At 69.3% G+C, this 17468-nt stretch carries 19 protein-coding genes; 15 read left to right on the forward strand and 4 right to left on the reverse strand.

What is annotated here, in order from left to right:
- Positions 1–32: 32 nt before the first annotated feature.
- The 11 genes from H305_RS0133015 (at position 33) to H305_RS0133065 (ending at position 10072) form a co-directional block, all read left to right on the forward strand.
- The gene (locus tag H305_RS0133015) at positions 33–1391 is read left to right on the forward strand and encodes an MraY family glycosyltransferase (RefSeq protein ID WP_028804222.1); all 1359 of its coding nucleotides are present in this window, start codon (positions 33–35) and stop codon (positions 1389–1391) included.
- A gap of 293 nt (positions 1392–1684) precedes the next feature.
- Complete coding sequence (locus H305_RS0133020) at positions 1685–2122, forward strand: hypothetical protein (RefSeq protein WP_028804223.1); 438 nt, start codon at positions 1685–1687, stop codon at positions 2120–2122.
- A 225-nt stretch (positions 2123–2347) separates the two neighbouring features.
- Complete coding sequence (gene atpB, locus H305_RS0133025) at positions 2348–3175, forward strand: F0F1 ATP synthase subunit A (protein WP_028804224.1); 828 nt, start codon at positions 2348–2350, stop codon at positions 3173–3175.
- Positions 3176–3249: 74 nt separating this feature from the next.
- Positions 3250–3480 carry an ATP synthase F0 subunit C gene (gene atpE, locus H305_RS0133030; RefSeq protein WP_028804225.1) on the forward strand — a complete coding sequence of 77 codons (231 nt, stop codon included), beginning with the start codon at positions 3250–3252 and terminating at the stop codon, positions 3478–3480.
- A 41-nt stretch (positions 3481–3521) separates the two neighbouring features.
- Complete coding sequence (locus H305_RS0133035) at positions 3522–4067, forward strand: F0F1 ATP synthase subunit B (protein ID WP_028804226.1); 546 nt, start codon at positions 3522–3524, stop codon at positions 4065–4067.
- A complete protein-coding gene (locus H305_RS0133040) occupies positions 4064–4885 on the forward strand; it encodes a F0F1 ATP synthase subunit delta (RefSeq protein WP_028804227.1) in 822 nt (273 codons plus the stop codon). Before H305_RS0133035 ends, H305_RS0133040 begins: the two co-directional genes overlap by 4 nt.
- 131 nt (positions 4886–5016) lie before the next feature.
- Positions 5017–6609: a F0F1 ATP synthase subunit alpha gene (gene atpA, locus H305_RS0133045; protein WP_028804228.1), complete on the forward strand. Its 1593-nt coding sequence runs from the start codon at positions 5017–5019 to the stop codon at positions 6607–6609.
- Between the two features lie 21 nt (positions 6610–6630).
- A complete protein-coding gene (locus H305_RS0133050) occupies positions 6631–7548 on the forward strand; it encodes a F0F1 ATP synthase subunit gamma (protein ID WP_028804229.1) in 918 nt (305 codons plus the stop codon).
- Positions 7548–8984: a F0F1 ATP synthase subunit beta gene (atpD, locus tag H305_RS0133055; RefSeq protein ID WP_028804230.1), complete on the forward strand. Its 1437-nt coding sequence runs from the start codon at positions 7548–7550 to the stop codon at positions 8982–8984. The genes H305_RS0133050 and atpD overlap by 1 nt, the downstream gene beginning before the upstream one ends.
- 128 nt (positions 8985–9112) lie before the next feature.
- A complete protein-coding gene (locus tag H305_RS0133060) occupies positions 9113–9487 on the forward strand; it encodes a F0F1 ATP synthase subunit epsilon (RefSeq protein WP_028804231.1) in 375 nt (124 codons plus the stop codon).
- Between the two features lie 138 nt (positions 9488–9625).
- Positions 9626–10072, forward strand: coding sequence for a DUF2550 domain-containing protein (locus H305_RS0133065; RefSeq protein WP_028804232.1), 447 nt, complete (start codon positions 9626–9628; stop codon positions 10070–10072).
- Between the two features lie 82 nt (positions 10073–10154).
- Here the strand turns inward: H305_RS0133065 and H305_RS0133070 are convergent, their stop codons facing one another.
- Positions 10155–11990, reverse strand: coding sequence for a glycoside hydrolase family 18 chitinase (locus H305_RS0133070; protein ID WP_028804233.1), 1836 nt, complete (start codon positions 11988–11990; stop codon positions 10155–10157).
- Between the two features lie 387 nt (positions 11991–12377).
- Here H305_RS0133070 and H305_RS0133075 point away from each other — a divergent pair, with 387 nt between their 5' ends.
- From H305_RS0133075 to H305_RS0133090, 4 genes are read left to right on the forward strand one after another with little or no spacing between them, the layout of a single operon-like run.
- Complete coding sequence (locus tag H305_RS0133075) at positions 12378–13058, forward strand: response regulator transcription factor (protein ID WP_028804234.1); 681 nt, start codon at positions 12378–12380, stop codon at positions 13056–13058.
- Positions 13055–14518, forward strand: coding sequence for a sensor histidine kinase (locus tag H305_RS0133080; RefSeq protein WP_028804235.1), 1464 nt, complete (start codon positions 13055–13057; stop codon positions 14516–14518). The genes H305_RS0133075 and H305_RS0133080 overlap by 4 nt, the downstream gene beginning before the upstream one ends.
- Positions 14519–14569: 51 nt before the next feature.
- A complete protein-coding gene (locus H305_RS0133085; RefSeq protein ID WP_028804236.1) occupies positions 14570–14956 on the forward strand; it encodes a hypothetical protein in 387 nt (128 codons plus the stop codon).
- The gene (locus H305_RS0133090; protein ID WP_028804237.1) at positions 14956–15147 is read left to right on the forward strand and encodes a hypothetical protein; all 192 of its coding nucleotides are present in this window, start codon (positions 14956–14958) and stop codon (positions 15145–15147) included. Before H305_RS0133085 ends, H305_RS0133090 begins: the two co-directional genes overlap by 1 nt.
- Before the next feature lie 121 nt (positions 15148–15268).
- Here H305_RS0133090 and H305_RS0133095 read toward each other — a convergent pair whose 3' ends face one another.
- Genes H305_RS0133095 through H305_RS0133105 form a run of 3 tightly spaced genes read right to left on the reverse strand, consistent with a single transcriptional unit; the run spans position 15269 to position 17396 of the window.
- Positions 15269–15841 (reverse strand): cob(I)yrinic acid a,c-diamide adenosyltransferase, encoded by a 573-nt coding sequence (locus tag H305_RS0133095; protein WP_028804238.1) that lies wholly within the window; start codon positions 15839–15841, stop codon positions 15269–15271.
- A 13-nt stretch (positions 15842–15854) separates the two neighbouring features.
- On the reverse strand, positions 15855–16604 hold the full coding sequence (locus H305_RS0133100) for an ABC transporter permease (protein WP_028804239.1): 750 nt from the start codon (positions 16602–16604) through the stop codon (positions 15855–15857).
- A gap of 9 nt (positions 16605–16613) precedes the next feature.
- Positions 16614–17396, reverse strand: coding sequence for an ABC transporter ATP-binding protein (locus H305_RS0133105; RefSeq protein ID WP_028804240.1), 783 nt, complete (start codon positions 17394–17396; stop codon positions 16614–16616).
- Positions 17397–17468: the final 72 nt, after the last annotated feature.

The raw sequence follows: 17468 nt of genomic DNA on the forward strand, positions 1-17468 counted from the left end.
TGAGATGGCCAGCGAGACCTGTGGGGAAGCCCGTGCGTGAATACCTGCTGACGCTCTGCATCACGGCCGCGGTGACGTACCTGCTGACAGGACCGGTACGGAAATTCGCGATCGTGGCCGGAGCCATGCCGGAGATCCGTGCGCGCGACGTGCACCGGGAACCCACTCCGCGCCTCGGCGGGATCGCTATGTTCTTCGGGCTGTGCGCGGGACTGCTGGTCGCCGACCACCTGAGGAACCTCAACGCGGTCTTCTCGAACTCCAACGAGCCGCGGGCACTGCTGTCCGGTGCCGCGCTGATCTGGCTCATCGGCGTCCTCGACGACAAGTTCGAGATCGACGCACTGATCAAACTGGGCGGTCAGATGATCGCCGCGGGCGTGATGGTCGTGCAGGGTCTGACGATCCTGTGGCTGCCCATCCCCGGCGTCGGCCTGGTGGCGCTCACCCAGTGGCAGGGCACGCTGCTGACCGTGGCCCTCGTCGTGATCACGATCAACGCCGTGAACTTCGTGGACGGCCTCGACGGCCTCGCCGCGGGCATGGTGTGCATCGCCTCCGCGGCGTTCTTCCTGTACGCGTACCGCATCTGGTACAGCTACGGCATCGAGGCCGCGGCCCCGGCGACGCTCTTCGCGGCCATCCTCATGGGCATGTGCCTCGGCTTCCTGCCGCACAACATGCATCCCGCGCGGATCTTCATGGGCGACTCCGGCTCGATGCTCATCGGGCTCGTGCTGGCGGCCGGCGCCATCTCCATCACCGGGCAGATCGACCCCGACGCGATGAACCTGTTCTCCGGTTCGGAGCGCAACACCGTGCACCAGACGGTGCCCGTCTACATCCCGCTGCTGCTCCCGCTGACGATCATCGCGGTGCCGGCCGCCGACCTGGTGCTGGCGATCGTGCGGCGCACCTGGCGCGGCCAGTCCCCGTTCGCCGCCGACCGCGGGCATCTGCACCACCGTCTCCTCGAGGTCGGGCACTCGCACAGCCGCGCGGTCCTGATCATGTACTTCTGGTCCGCGCTGATCGCCTTCGGCGCCCTCGCCTTCTCGGTCAACTCGGCGTCCATGTGGATCGTGCTCGGCATCGCCGCGCTCAGCGCGGTGGGCCTCGTCCTGCTCCTGCTGCCGCGCTTCACCCCGCGCGCCCCGCAGTGGGCCGAGCGTCTCGTGCCGCCGCGCTACCGGCGCCGCAGGGGGGCATCCTCGGCCGCCGCGGAGGCGGGGCAGGAGGTCACGCACGGGACGGCCGAGGCCGAGGAGGCGGACGAGGCGCGCGAGCACCGTGCGCCGGTCGTGGCGGGTGTGTCGGGAGTCAACGGAGCGACGGCCATCGGCCCCCGTTCGCGCTTTCTGGACGGGCGCAACGCCGGGTCGTCGCGCTGACGCGAAGGTAAGAATCTGACTAACGCGTGACCAAGTCGTGGGGGTGCAAAGCGCCCCAATATCAGACAAGTCCACGCTGTTCTTGCACAGACGCGCAGGTTCACTCTCATGTGTGACAGCGAGCACACCAACCAGGTAAAGACCTCATCAAATAGTTTGTGATACGGTTCACGAGAACCCGGGATGGAGCCGAAGGACCGTAGTGCGACGGTTCCTTGGCGTGAGGTTCTCTCTCGACCCGGGACTACGCTCGTCCATGACGACACGCCCCCCTTACAAGCGGAGTTGCCGCCATGCCGTCCAATGACGCCCGGATCCTCCTGCAGGCCGCTGTGCCCACAGCTGCCGTCGGCGCGATTGCCGCCGTCGTCAGTGGTGTGGTCGCCGGCGGCAAGGGGGCGATCGGGGCCGTCGTCGCGACGCTGGTCGTGATCCTCTTCATGGGGCTCGGGCTCTACGTCCTGCAGCGCACCGCCAAATCGCTTCCGCACCTGTTCCAGGCGATGGGTCTGCTGCTCTACACGGCGCAGATCCTGCTGCTGTTCGTCTTCGTGGCCGCGTTCAAGAACACGTCGCTGTTCAACCCCAAGGCCTTCGCGCTCACCCTGGTCGCCACCACGCTCGTGTGGATCGGCGCACAGGCGCGTGCCCACATGAAGGCCAAGATCCTTTACGTCGAACCCGACTCCTCGAAGGGCGACAAGCCCGAAAAGTCGGGGCACTCGTCGTGAGGGGTAGGGCCGGGATAAGTGCGCGTAAGAGATCCTGCTATCGTCCGGTGCCAACTGCGGCATCGCGGGCGCGGGCATCTGAGCTGACGCCTGCTCAATCGCGAGGCTTGATGCCCCACAGCCGCCCCCACATCCGTAACACCAGTCCAGTGCCGAACCGCGGCTGCGCGCCGCGCCGACACAACGAGGTTGCCGTACCTATGCGCCACGCTGAAGGAGCCCGCGGTGAGTGCTGACCCGACGCAGGTGCTCGCTTTCGAGACCGACTGCCACATCTTCGAGAACAACGGTTGTGGCTTCCCGGCACCCGGCCTGCACTCGTTCCTGTTCGAGCCTCTCTGGGGCGACGGGGACAGCAACGTGTACTTCAACAAGACGATGCTCCTGGCGCTGCTCGGCTCGATCGTCATCGTCGGCTTCTTCTGGGCCGCCTTCCGCAAGCCGAAGGTCGTCCCGGGCAAGCTGCAGATGGTCGCCGAGGCGGGCTACGACTTCGTCCGCCGCGGCGTCGTCTACGAGACGATCGGCAAGAAGGAGGGCGAGAAGTACGTTCCCCTCGTCGTCTCGCTGTTCTTCTTCGTCTGGATGATGAACCTCTGGTCGATCGTTCCGGTCGCCCAGTTCCCGGTCACCGCGATCATTTCGTACCCGCTGGTGCTGGCCCTGATCGTCTACGTCCTGTGGGTCTCGCTGACCTTCAAGCGGCACGGCTTCGTGGGCTTCTTCAAGAACGTCACCGGCTACGACAAGTCGCTCGGCCCGGTGCTCCCGCTCGCCATGACGATCGAGTTCTTCTCGAACCTGATCGTGCGTCCGTTCACGCATGCGGTGCGACTCTTCGCCAACATGTTCGCGGGCCACACCCTGCTGCTGCTGTTCACGATCGCCAGCTGGTACCTGCTCAACGGCATCGGCATCGCGTACGCGGGTGTCTCGTTCATCATGACGCTCGTCATGACGGCCTTCGAGCTGTTCATCCAGGCCCTGCAGGCCTACGTCTTCGTGCTGCTGACCTGCACCTACATCCAGGGCGCGCTGGCCGAGCACCACTGAGCGCCGCCCCTTACGACCCCGCATTCGTCCGGTGGCCAACCCCCACCGGTCCGTAAAGAAAAGGAAGAACTGGCATGTCCCAGACCCTTGCCGCTGTCTCCGGCTCGCTCGGCTCGATCGGTTACGGCCTCGCGGCCATCGGCCCCGGCGTCGGCGTCGGCATCATCTTCGGTAACGGCACCCAGGCGCTCGCCCGTCAGCCTGAGGCCGCCGGTCTGATCCGCGCCAACCAGATCCTCGGCTTCGCCTTCTGTGAGGCGCTCGCCCTCATCGGTCTGGTCATGCCGTTCGTCTACGGCACCTGATCGACCGATCAGCAACAGCCCACTAGACGAAAGGCACTGAAATGAGCCACCTGCTCATTCTGGCGGCCGAGGAGAAGGAAAACCCCCTCGTCCCGCCGATCCCCGAGCTTGTCATCGGCCTGATCGCCTTCGTCATCGTCTTCGGCTTCCTGGCCTGGAAGCTCCTCCCGAACATCAACAAGGTTCTGGAGCAGCGTCGCGAGGCCATCGAGGGCGGTATCGAGAAGGCCGAGGCCGCTCAGACCGAGGCCCAGAGCGTTCTTGAGCAGTACAAGGCACAGCTCGCCGAGGCCCGGCACGAGGCGGCCCGTCTGCGCCAGGAGGCGCAGGAACAGGGCGCCACGCTCATCACCGAGATGCGCGCGGAAGGCCAGCGGCAGCGCGAGGAGATCGTCACCGCCGGTCACGCGCAGATCGAGGCGGACCGCAAGGCTGCCGCCCAGGCGCTGCGTCAGGACGTCGGCCAGCTGGCCACCGCCCTGGCCGGCAAGCTGGTCGGCGAGTCCCTCGAGGACCACGCCCGGCAGAGCCGTGTCATCGACCGCTTCCTCGACGAGCTTGAGGAGAAGGCCGAGGCAGCTCGATGACAGCGCACGGAGCGAGCCGCGAGGCATTCGCAGCAGCCCGTGAGCGTCTCGACGCGCTGACGGACTCGGCGTCCGTGGACGCGGCGCAGCTCGCCGACGAGCTGGCCGCCGTCACCGCGCTGCTCGACCGCGAGGTGTCGCTGCGTCGGGTCCTGACCGACCCGGCGCAGCCCGGCGAGGCCAAGGCCGAACTGGCGCAGCGCCTGCTCGGCGGCCAGGTGAGCGGCACGGCCGTCGACCTGGTGTCCGGCATGGTGCGTTCCCGCTGGTCGCAGCCCCGCGACCTGGTGGACGCGCTGGAGGAGCTGACCGCGACGGCCGACCTCACGGCCGCGCAGCGCAGCGGTGGCCTCGACAACGTCGAGGACGAGCTGTTCCGGTTCGGCCGGATCGTCTCGTCGAACACCGAGCTGCGCGCCGCGCTGACCGACCGCGCCGCCTCCAAGGCGGCCAAGAGCGAGCTGCTGCGCAGCCTGCTCGGCGGACGGGCCGACGTGACCACCGAGCGTCTGGTGACGCGCCTTGTGACCGCTCCGCGTGGACGTAGCCTGGAAGCGGGACTCGAGTCCCTGTCCAAGCTCGCCGCAGAGCGCCGCAACCGCGTGGTCGCCGTCGTCACCTCGGCGGTCCCGCTGAGCGACGGACAGAAGCAGCGCCTGGGCGCCGCTCTTGCGAAGCTCTACGGCCGTCAGATGCACCTCAACCTCGACGTGGACCCCGAGGTCCTCGGCGGGATCCGGGTGCAGGTCGGCGACGAGGTCATCAACGGCTCCATCGCGGACCGACTTGAGGACGCAGGCCGCCGCCTGGCCGGCTAGCAGCAACTCAAAAAAGCAGTACGTAATTACGGCCCTCGTTGGGCCGTGCAGAGGATTCACCTCTCTTAGGGGGGAGTCCCCATCCCCCCAAAGTGAAACTTCGGGCCCAACAAGGAGAGCAGGGAACCCAGATGGCGGAGCTCACGATCCGGCCGGAGGAGATCCGGGACGCGCTGGAGAACTTTGTCCAGTCGTACAAGCCGGACGCGGCCTCGCGCGAGGAGGTCGGTACGGTCACCCTTGCCGGCGACGGCATCGCGAAGGTCGAGGGCCTGCCCTCGGCCATGGCCAACGAACTGCTGAAGTTCGAGGACGGCACCCTCGGCCTCGCGCTGAACCTGGAAGAGCGCGAGATCGGCGCCATCGTCCTCGGCGAGTTCAGCGGCATCGAGGAGGGCCAGCCGGTGCAGCGCACCGGAGAGGTTCTGTCCGTCGCCGTCGGCGAGGGCTACCTCGGCCGCGTTGTCGACCCGCTCGGCAACCCGATCGACGGTCTCGGCGAGATCGAGACCACCGGCCGCCGCGCCCTCGAGCTGCAGGCCCCCACGGTCATGCAGCGCAAGTCGGTGCACGAGCCGATGGAGACCGGCTACAAGGCCGTCGACGCGATGACCCCCGTCGGCCGTGGCCAGCGTCAGCTGATCATCGGCGACCGCCAGACCGGCAAGACCGCCCTGGCCGTCGACACGATCATCAACCAGCGCGACAACTGGCGCACCGGCGACCCGAAGAAGCAGGTCCGCTGCATCTACGTCGCCATCGGCCAGAAGGGCTCCACCATCGCCTCGGTGCGCGGTGCCCTGGAAGAGGCCGGCGCGCTCGAGTACACGACCATCGTCGCCGCCCCGGCGTCCGACCCGGCCGGCTTCAAGTACCTGGCGCCGTACACCGGTTCGGCCATCGGCCAGCAGTGGATGTACGAGGGCAAGCACGTCCTCATCATCTTCGACGACCTCTCGAAGCAGGCCGACGCCTACCGCGCCGTCTCCCTGCTGCTGCGCCGCCCGCCGGGCCGCGAGGCCTACCCGGGTGACGTCTTCTACCTGCACTCCCGTCTGCTGGAGCGCTGCGCGAAGCTCTCCGACGACATGGGCGCCGGTTCGATGACGGGTCTGCCGATCGTCGAGACCAAGGCGAACGACGTGTCGGCGTTCATCCCGACCAACGTCATCTCCATCACCGACGGCCAGTGCTTCCTGGAGTCGGACCTCTTCAACGCCGGTCAGCGTCCCGCGCTGAACGTCGGTATCTCCGTCTCCCGTGTCGGTGGTTCCGCCCAGCACAAGGCGATGAAGCAGGTCTCCGGCCGACTGCGCGTCGACCTCGCCCAGTTCCGTGAGCTGGAGGCGTTCGCCGCCTTCGGTTCCGACCTGGACGCCGCGTCGAAGTCGCAGCTGGAGCGCGGTCAGCGCATGGTCGAGCTGCTCAAGCAGGCTCAGTACCAGCCGATGCCGACCGAGGACCAGGTCGTCTCCGTGTGGGCCGGTACCACCGGCAAGATGGACGACGTGCCGGTCGCCGACATCCGCCGCTTCGAGAAGGAGCTCCTGGAGTACCTGCACCGCAAGGAGCAGGGCCTCATGACCTCCATCAAGGAGGGCGGCAAGATGTCGGACGACACGCTGACGGCCGTGGCCGACGCGATCGCGGACTTCAAGAAGCAGTTCGAGACCTCTGACGGCAAGCTGCTCGGCGAGGACGCTCCGGCCGCTGCCGCCAAGTGACGTAAGGAAGGGACCTGACTCATGGGAGCCCAGCTCCGGGTCTACAAGCGTCGCATCCGATCCGTCACCGCGACCAAGAAGATCACCAAGGCGATGGAGATGATCGCCGCCTCGCGCGTCGTCAAGGCGCAGCGCAAGGTGAGGGCCTCCACGCCGTACGCGACCGAGCTCACCCGCGCGGTCACGGCGGTCGGTACCGGTTCGAACACCAAGCACCCGCTGACCACGGAGGCGGAGACGGCGACCCGTTCCGCGGTGCTGCTCCTCACGAGCGACCGCGGACTGGCCGGCGCCTTCAACTCCAACGCCATCAAGGCCGCCGAGCAGCTGACGGCGCGCCTCGAGGCGGAGGGCAAGCAGGTCGACACGTACATCGTCGGCCGCCGCGGTGTCGCCCACTACAACTTCCGTGAGCGCAAGATCGCGGAGCAGTGGACGGGCTTCACCGACGAGCCCACCTACGCGGACGCGAAGAAGGTCGCGGGTCCGCTCATCGAGGCCATCGAGAAGGAGACGGTGAACGGCGGCGTGGACGAGATCCACATCGTCTACACCGAGTTCGTCTCGATGATGACGCAGACGGCCGTCGACGGCCGACTGCTTCCGCTTCGCCTCGAAGAGGTGGCGGAGGAGGCGTCCGGCAAGGGCGAGATCCTCCCGCTGTTCGAGTTCGAGCCGTCGGCGGAGGACGTCCTCGACGCCCTCCTGCCGCGCTACGTCGAGAGCCGTATCTACAACGCGCTGCTCCAGTCGGCTGCCTCCAAGCACGCCGCCACCCGCCGCGCGATGAAGTCGGCGACCGACAACGCGGGCGAGCTGATCAACACGCTCTCCCGTCTTGCCAACGCGGCCCGCCAGGCCGAAATCACCCAGGAAATCAGCGAGATCGTCGGTGGCGCCAGCGCCCTTGCCGACGCGACCGCGGGGAGTGACAAGTAATGACGACGACTTCAGAGACGGCCGTTGCCACGGGCCGCGTCGCCCGGGTCATCGGTCCGGTCGTCGACGTGGAGTTCCCCGTCGACGCGATGCCGGACATCTACAACGCCCTTCACGTCGAGGTGGCCGACCCGGCCAACGCCGGCGAGAAGAAGACGCTGACCCTGGAGGTCGCCCAGCACCTGGGTGACGGCCTGGTCCGCACGATCTCCATGCAGCCCACCGACGGTCTGGTCCGCCAGGCCGCGGTCACCGACACCGGCGACGGCATCACCGTCCCGGTCGGTGACTTCACCAAGGGCAAGGTGTTCAACACCCTCGGTGAGGTGCTGAACGTCGACGAGAAGTACACGGGCGAGCGCTGGTCCATCCACCGCAAGGCCCCGAACTTCGACGAGCTCGAGTCGAAGACCGAGATGTTCGAGACCGGCGTCAAGGTCATCGACCTTCTCACCCCGTACGTCAAGGGTGGAAAGATCGGTCTGTTCGGTGGTGCCGGCGTCGGCAAGACGGTGCTCATCCAGGAGATGATCTACCGCGTCGCCAACAACCACGACGGTGTCTCCGTGTTCGCCGGTGTCGGTGAGCGCACCCGTGAGGGCAACGACCTCATCGAGGAGATGTCGGACTCGGGCGTCATCGACAAGACCGCCCTTGTCTTCGGTCAGATGGACGAGCCCCCGGGCACCCGTCTGCGCGTGGCCCTGGCCGGTCTGACCATGGCGGAGTACTTCCGCGATGTGCAGAAGCAGGACGTGCTGTTCTTCATCGACAACATCTTCCGCTTCACCCAGGCCGGTTCCGAGGTCTCCACGCTGCTCGGCCGCATGCCCTCCGCGGTGGGCTACCAGCCGAACCTGGCCGACGAGATGGGTCTCCTCCAGGAGCGCATCACCTCGACCCGTGGTCACTCGATCACCTCGATGCAGGCGATCTACGTCCCCGCGGACGACCTGACCGACCCGGCCCCGGCCACCACGTTCGCCCACCTCGACGCGACGACGGTTCTGTCCCGTCCGATCTCCGAGAAGGGCATCTACCCGGCCGTGGACCCGCTGGACTCCACGTCCCGCATCCTGGACCCGCGCTACATCGCGCAGGACCACTACACCGCCGCGATGCGCGTGAAGTCGGTGCTGCAGAAGTACAAGGACCTCCAGGACATCATCGCGATCCTCGGTATCGACGAGCTGGGCGAGGAGGACAAGCTCACCGTCCACCGTGCCCGTCGCGTGGAGCGCTTCCTGTCCCAGAACACCCACGTCGCCAAGCAGTTCACCGGCGTCGACGGGTCGGACGTCCCGCTGGACGAGTCGATCGCGGCCTTCAACGCGATCATCGACGGTGAGTACGACCACTTCCCGGAGCAGGCGTTCTTCATGTGCGGTGGCCTGGAGGACCTCAAGGCCAACGCCAAGGAGCTCGGCGTCTCCTGAACCTCGTGTTCTGAGTGAGGGGGGCGGGGCCGCACCTCGCGGGGCGCGTCCCGTCCCCCTCCGTACGCCTACTAGACTTTGACCCAACACCCGGCAGCAACGCCGGGTGGTGACCCGAGGAGCCCACCTTGGCTGCTGAGCTGCACGTCGAGCTCGTCGCCGCGGACCGCAGTGTCTGGTCCGGCGAGGCCACCCTGGTCGTCGCGCGTACCGCGTCCGGCGACATCGGCGTCATGCCCGGTCACCAGCCGCTGCTCGGTGTGCTGGAGTCGGGCCCGGTGACCATCCGTACGAGTGATGGTGGAACGGTCGTCGCCGCGGTGCACGGCGGTTTCATCTCGTTCGCCGACAACAAGCTGTCACTGCTGGCCGAGATCGCCGAGCTGTCGGACGAGATCGACGTCCAGCGTGCGGAGCGGGAGCTCGAGCGCGCGAAGGCGGAGGGCGATGCCTCCGCCGAGCGCCGCGCGGACGTCCGCCTGCGGGCGGTGGCGGCGCGCTGACCCCAGCGCGCACGGAATGACGTGACTCAGCCGCGGCCGGGACTGGAGACATCCAGACCGGGCCGCGGCTGAGGCGATGCGGGTACTTTTTTCCGTTTCATTACCTGCTTTACCTAGGAGACGAGGAGGTCGGTGTCGATGGTCCTCGCTCTGACTGTGTGCGGGTTGGTAGTGGCGCTCGTGGTCGTGGGCCTTTTCGTCTTCGGTCTGCGCCGTCGGCTGATCCAGCGGTCCGGCGGTACCTTCGACTGCAGCCTGCGGTGGGACGTCCCGGAGGACGGCGACCTCAGCGGCAAGGGCTGGAGCTACGGGGTGGCCCGCTACAACGGCGACCGCATCGAGTGGTACCGCGTCTTCTCCTACGCACCGCGCCCGCGTCGTGTGCTGGAGCGTTCCGCGATCGAGGTGGCCGGCCGCCGCGCCCCGGAGGGCGAGGAGGAGCTGGCCCTGCTCTCCGACGCCGTCATCCTCGCCTGTCTGCACCGCGGGACACGGCTCGAACTGGCGATGAGCGAGGACGCCCTGACGGGATTCCTCGCGTGGCTGGAGGCCGCTCCACCCGGACAGCGGGTGAACGTGGCCTGAGAGGTCACGTCCACCCGCCGGGTGAGATGTCCCGGACCGGTCCGGGGAGGGGCGTCACTGCCGCCCGGGTGTTCCGACCTTCTTACGACAGGCCGCTGTTGATGGCGCCGACGAGTTCACCGTTGCTGGTGTCGCCGCTGAACTCCCAGAAGAACGCGCCGCCCAGGCCCTGGTTCTTGGCCCAGGTCATCTTGGTCCCGATGGTGGCCGGGGTGTCGTAGCTCCACCAGTTGCTGCCGCAGTGCGCGTACGCCGTTCCGGCGATGGTGCCGGTGGCGGGGCAGGACGTCTTGAGGACCTTGTAGTCCTCGATGCCCTGCTCGTACGTGCCGGCGGCGGGTCCGGTCGCGGTGCCGCCGGGGGCGTCCTGGGTGACACCGGTCCAGCCGCGCCCGTAGAAGCCGATGCCGATCAGCAGCTTGCTCGCGGGCACGCCCTTCGCCTTGTACTTGGCGATCGCGTCGGCCGTGGTGAAGCCGGCCGTCGGGATGCCGCTGTACGAGGTGAGCGGGGAGTGCGGGGCCGTCGGGCCCTGGGCCGCCCAGGCGCCGAAGAAGTCGTACGTCATCACGTTGTACCAGTCGACGTACTGCGCGGCGCCCGCGTAGTCGGCGGCGTCGATCTTGCCGCCGGAGGAGCCGTCCGCGGTGGTGGCCGCGGTGACCAGGTTGTTCGAGCCGAACTTGGCGCGCAGCGCCTGCATCAGGTTCTTGTAGGCCGCCGCTCCGCTGGTGTCGCAGCTCAGGCCACAGGCGTTCGGGTACTCCCAGTCGATGTCGATGCCGTCGAAGACGTCGGCCCAGCGCGGGTCCTCGACCAGGTTGTAGCAGGACTGGGCGAAGGCGGTCGGGTTGGCCGCAGCCTGCGCGAAGCCGCCGGACCAGGTCCAGCCGCCGAAGGACCACAGCACCTTGATGTTCGGGTACTTGGCCTTCAGCTGGCGCAGCTGGTTGAAGTTGCCGCGCAGCGGCTGGTCCCAGGTGTCGGCGGTGCCGCTGACCGACTGGTCGGCGGTGAAGGCCTTGTCGTAGTCGGCGTAGGAGTCGCCGATGGCGCACTGTCCGTTCGTGACGTTGCCGAAGGCGTAGTTGATGTGCGTGATCTTGGCGGCTGAACCGGACGTCACCAGGTTCTTGACGTTGTAGTTGCGGCCGTAGATGCCCCACTCGGTGAAGTAGCCGAGCCTGACCTTGTTGCCGGTGGGCGGCGGGTCGGTGGTGCCGCCCGTGGTGTGCACGGCGACCGCGCCGCTGACCGGTCCGGTCTGGTCGGCGGTGTCACGGGCCTGGACGGTGTACGAGTAGTCGGTGCCGGCGGTCAGCCCGGTGTCCGAGTACGACGTCGTGGTCACGGTCGCGACCTTGGCGCCGTCGCGCAGGACGTCGTAGTTCTTGACGCCCTTGTCGTCGGTGGCCGCGGACCAGGACAGCTTCACCGAGGTGTCGGTGATCGCGGAGGCGGTCGGGGTGCCGGGCGCGGAGGGGGCGGCGTCCCCGGGGACGGTGGTGCCGTCACAACTGTCGCCGTTGAGCTTGCAGTTGGAGGGCGAGCCGGAGCCGGAGCCGTTGAAGCCGAAGGAGATGGAGGCGCCCGCGGCGAGGGTGCCGTTGTAGGACTTGTTCTTGGCGGTCCAGTGGTTGCCGGAGGAGGTGACGTCGGCGTCCCAGGCCGAGGTGACCGACGTGCCGGAGGGGAAGTCCCACTCGACGGTCCAGGAACTGATGCTGGTGGTACCGGTGTTGGTGACCGTCCACTTGCCTTCGAAGCCCGTACCCCAGTCCTGGGTCTTGGTGTACGTGGCCTTGGCGCCGGCGGCCGCGTGGGCGGGGCCCGCGAGGCCGACCAGTGCGGCGAGGGGGAGGAGCAGGGTGGTGAGCCCTGCCACGGTTCTGTGTCGGGCTCTCTGCCGGAAGCGCATGATGCCTCTCCTCTTGAGTCTGATCGCCTGTGGGGGCCAGGCGGTGTCGTGGGCATGGCCAAGCGCAGTGCGGCGAGAATAGAAAGGTCTGGACCATAGGTCAATAGGTCTGGACCAGTGGGAGTGGTGCGGTGTCAGTACGACGCGCTGGACGCCCAACTCCTGGGCCAGAAGCACCGCTTGGACCTTGCTACGCATCTCTCGCTTCCCCAGCAGACGGCGCCAGTCCCGCTGCGCTCCTGGCGGTGGGGCGCCCTGCGGATCGTCGTGATCCACGGGCTGATCGCCCTGTCCCGCCTGCTCTGGCCCAAGAGGAACCCGGCCGCCGCTGCCGCCCGCGAGAAGGAGGGCCGTACCCTGACCGGGCGACGGGGAGGGGCGAGGCGCATGAGCGGTGCGGTGCTGGTCGTCGACGACGACGCGGCGATACGACGGTCACTGGAACGCGGGCTGCGACTGAGCGGTTTCCGGGTCCGCACCGCGGACGGCGGCCTGGAGGCGCTCGACGCGGTCCGCGACGAGCCGCCGGACGTGCTCGTCCTGGACGTCTCGATGCCCGGCATGAGCGGCATCGAGGTGTGCACCCGGCTCCGCGACGACGGACGGGACCTGCCGGTGCTCATGCTCTCCGCGCTCGACGAGACCGCCGACCGCATCGCCGGACTCCAGGCGGGCGGCGACGACTACCTGGTCAAGCCGTTCGCCCTCCAGGAACTCGTGCTCCGGCTGCACGCACTGCTGCGCCGCCGCCCCCCGACGGGCCACGAGGTGCTGCGGGTGGCGGGCCTGGTCGTCGACCCGGCCGCCCGCACCGCCGAGCGCGACGGCAGGGCCCTGGAGCTGACCCGGCGGGAATTCGAACTCCTAGAGGTGCTCGCCCGCAACGCCGGGCTCGTCCTCACCCGCGACCAGCTCCTGGAGCGCGTGTGGGGCTACGACTTCGACGTGCGCACCGACGCCGTGGACACCTTCGTCAGCTATCTGCGCCGCAAACTGGAGGCCGGCGGCGCCGGGCGGCTGGTGCACACCGTGCGCGGGGTGGGCTTCGTCCTGCGGGAGGAGCCGTGAGGCTCTCGACCCGCATCGGGCTCGCCGTCGGACTCACCGTGCCGCTGCTCGTCCTTGCCTCCGGCTGGCTCCTGCTCCAGCTGGTCTCCCGGGACCTGCACCGGGTGGAGGACGACCACCTGCGCAAGCGGGCCGCGGCCGTCGCCCCCGACGCCCTCGCGCTGCTGCGGGCCGGCGCCAACGACCGGCCCAAGGCGGCCGACACCAGGGAACGGCGCCTCTACAGCGCCGCCCTGGACGTCGGCGTACGCGTCGTCGGACCGGAGACGACGTACAGCGGCGGGCCGCAGCCGGAGGACTCCGTCCCGCTGCCGGACCACGCTTCCGCTCCGGTGACCGTCCGCGCCGACGGCGACAGCTGGCGGGCGCTGTCCGTGCCGGTCGCGGGCGCCCGTGTCTCGGGCACCCTGTGGGTCTTCGCGCAGGACACCGCCGACCGGGCCCAACTCCATCTGGTGCGCCGGCGCGTGGTCACCACCGCGCTGCTCGCGGCCCCGCTCTCCGGCCTGCTCGCGTGGGGTGTCGCCGCCGGGGCGGGCCGCCCCCTGCGCCGCCTCAACCGTCGCGCCGCCGGTCTCGACCCGCGGACGAGCACCGCGCGTCTGCACCACGAGCCGACCGGTCTGACCGAGGTGGACGAACTGGCCGCCACCCTGCAGACGGTCCTCGCCCGTTACGACGCCCAGGCCGTGCGCACCGGTGAGGCCCTGGACACCGCGCGCTCCTTCGCCACCGCGGCCTCGCACGAACTGCGCACCCCGCTGATGAGCATCGGCACAAACCTCGACATCCTCGCCGACCATCCCGGCCTCCCCGACCCGGACCGCACCGAGGTCCTCACCGACCTGCGCCGCGAACACGCCCGGCTGCTCGGTCTGCTGGTGATGCTGCGCGAACTGGGGCGCGGGGACCTGGTGGAGGCGGAAGCGCTGCGGACCGTCGACCTGCCGGAGGCCGCCGACGCCGCGGTGGCCGAGGCCCGGCGGCGCGCCCCCGGAGCCCGGATCACCCTGGACGCGGCCCCCGGGCTCACCGTCCACGGCTGGGAACCCGGCCTGCGCCTGCTGCTCGACAACCTCCTCGCCAACGCGCTCGCCCACGGCCGGGACGAGGAGCGGCCGGCCGAGGTGACGGTGGCCGTGCGGGGAGCGGGGGAACAGGTGGTGATCACGGTGGACGACCGCGGACCGGGCGTGCCGCCGCAGGCCCGCGCCCAGATCTTCGAACGCTTCCGGCGGGGCCCGGCCAGCACCGGCTCCGGCCTCGGCCTGACCCTGGTCGCCCAGCAGACGGCGCTGCACCGGGGGAGCGTCACGGTGGCCGACGGCCCGGACGGCACCGGGGCGCGCTTCGAGGTGCGGCTGCCGCGCGCGAGCGGCGAACTGCCCGGACGCAGGGACTGGCTGATCGGCACAGTGGGGGCAAACCGGTCACAGAGTTTCCCCAAGGACGCCTCCTAGCCTCCGCTGCGGCGGACGGACGACGGGGCCGTCCGGGGAACGGAGACGCACATGTACATTCGACGGCCGCTCATCGCGGGGCTGGCCACGGTGGCACTGCTCGCGGGTGCCACGGGCGCGGCCTCGGCGGAGAGCTCTCCCGCGGCGGGGCCGACGGGCGACGGGGTGCAGGCGCTGTGCAAGCGGGCGCCGAAGATCGACCACCGGATCGACCGGGCGCTCAAGCGCCTCCAGGCGGGCCCGGGCAGGCGTGGCTCGGTCGCCCGGCTGGAGCAGCGCGTGGCCGAGGCGAAGAAGGCGGGGCACGACGAGATCGCCACCTACCTGAAGGACCGGCTGACCTTCCGCACGTCGCTGGTGACGACGCTTCAGCAGCGGCAGAAGGATCTGAAGGACGTCCGCACCTGGTGCGCGGACCACGACAACGGGGCGAGCTGATGCGCGCGCTGCGGGTCCTGCCGGCGGTCCTGCTCGCCCTGGGACTCGCCGCGGGCTGCGGGGCGCACGACGGCCCGGCGGACGAGCCGTCGTCCTCGACTCCTTCGGGGTACGCCGACCTGCAGAAGAAGGTGGACGCCGCCGAGTCGGCGGCGGCGGAGGCAGACCGGGACGCGCGCACCGACAAGTGACGGGCGCGGGCCGGTGACCGGCGGGAAGGAAGAAGGCGAGGGGCTCCCACGGCACGTCGGTCCGCGCGACGCGGACCGGCCGGGGCGCCCCTAGCCGTCGAGATGACTCCGGGTGCGAAGGCTAGCGCTCCCCGCCCGGGACCCAGAGCACGTCCCCGACCTCGCCGTTCGCCGTGCGGGCGAGGATGAACAGCAGGTCGGACAGCCTGTTGAGGTAGGTCGCGGTGAGCGGATTCATGGCCTCGCCGTGCACCTCCAGCGCGGCCCACGTGGACCGCTCCGCACGGCGGACCACCGTGCAGGCCTGGTGCAGCAGCGCCGCTCCGGGAGTGCCGCCGGGCAGGATGAAGGAGCGCAGCTTCTCCAGCCGCTCGTTGAAGCGGTCGCAGTCCGCCTCCAGCTTGTCGATGTAGAACTGCTCCACCCGCAGCGGCGGGAACTGCGGGTTCTCGACCACCGGCGTCGACAGGTCCGCGCCCACGTCGAACAGGTCGTTCTGCACACGAGTGAGGACCGTGATGATCTCCTCGTCGAGCCCGCCGAGCGCGATCGCCGTGCCGATCACCGCGTTCGCCTCGTTGGCGTCGGCGTACGCCGAGATCCGCAGGTCGGTCTTGGCGACCCTGCTCATGTCGCCGAGGGCCGTGGTGCCCTGGTCGCCGGTCCTGGTGTAGATGCGTGTCAGATTGACCATGGGACCAGCCTAGTTACGCTCCGGCCGTCCGGAAGACCCGTGTGCCCACCGTCACGGAGAGCGCGGTGAAGCCGAGGGCCACGACGACGCCGTACAGCATGTGGGCCGTGGCGTACGAGCCCACGTACGCGTCGCGCACCGCGTCCACCAGATAGCGGAACGGGACGAAGTGCGAGAGCACGTCCAGCCAGCCCGGCGCGAGGCTCATCGGCAGCATCAGGCCGGACAGGAGCATGGACGGCATGGTCAGGGCGTTGACCGCGGGACCGAACTCCTGCGGGGTGGCGACCTTCATCGCCATCGCGTACGACAGCGAGCCCAGCGAGACGGTGAGCAGCGCGACGAAAGCGAATCCGATGAGCACGCCCGGCAGCGGGGCGCGCAGCCCCATCGCCACCGCGGCCAGCACCAGCAACACGGCCTGGAAGACGAAGACGGTGGCGTCGCGCAGCACCCGGCCGAGCAGCAGGGCGAGCCGGCTGACGGGTGTCACCCGCATCCGCTCGAGCACCCCCTGCCCGTTCTCGATGATGACGGCGAAGCCCGCGAACGCGGCGCCGAAAAGGCCGAGTTGGAGCAGCAGCCCGGGCACGAGCAGTTGCCACGAACTGCCCCGCGCGCCCAGCGGCAGCCCGGTGAGCAGGGGTCCGAAGAACAGCAGGTAGAGCAAGGGCATCAGCACGCCGAAGAGCAGCGCGAAGCGCGAGCGCAGCGACTGGCGCAGATACCGGCCGTAGATGAGCGCGGTGTCGTGAAGAAGCATCGGGCGGTCCTATACGGCTACGGGGGCGGTGTCGGCCGGGGCCGGTCCGCGTCCGGTGACGGCGAGGAAGGTGTCCTGGAGCGAGGCGTCGGCCGAGCCGGCGTACGCCAGTTTCAAGGCGTCCGGCGTGCCCTCGGCGGCGACCACGCCCCGGTCGACGATCACCAGGCGGTCGGAGAGGGTGTCGGCCTCGTCCAGGTAGTGGGTGGTGAGGAACACCGTCGTGCCGTGGTCGTCGCGCAGACGGCGGATGAGGTCCCAGAGGTCGGCGCGGCTGCCCGGGTCCAGACCGGTCGTCGGCTCGTCCAGGAAGAGCACCCGGGGCCGGTGCGTGAGGGCCATCGCGATGTCCAGGCGGCGCCGCTGGCCGCCGGAGAGCGCCGACGTCCTGCGGTCCAGCAGCTCCGTCAGGCCGAGGTCGTTGGCCAGTTCCTCGGCACGCGCCACGGCCCGCTCCTTCGGCAGGCGGTACAGGCGTCCCTGGGTGACCAGTTCCTCCCGCGCGGTGATCTGCCCGTCGACGCCGCCCGACTGCGCGACGTAGCCGCAGGCCCGGCGCACCCCGGCCGGATCGGTGGCCAGGTCGTGGCCCGCGACGGTGGCGGCGCCGCCCGTCGGCGCGAGCAGGGTGGTGAGCATGCGGAGCGTGGTCGTCTTGCCCGCGCCGTTCGGGCCGAGGAATCCGAGGATCTCGCCCGGCCGCACGGTGAGGTCGATGCCGGGCACCGCCTCCACGGGGCCGCTCTTCGTCCGGAAGGTACGGGCCAGGCCGGCCGTACTGATGATTGCCATGCGGCCCAGAAAAACAGAGTCACTGAAATTTTGCAATGACTCCAAGATTTAAGGAGCTCCAGCGAAAGTTAC

It is taken from the genome of Streptomyces sp. 142MFCol3.1 (assembly GCF_000424945.1).
In the GTDB taxonomy this organism is placed as follows: Bacteria; Actinomycetota; Actinomycetes; order Streptomycetales; family Streptomycetaceae; genus Streptomyces; species Streptomyces siamensis.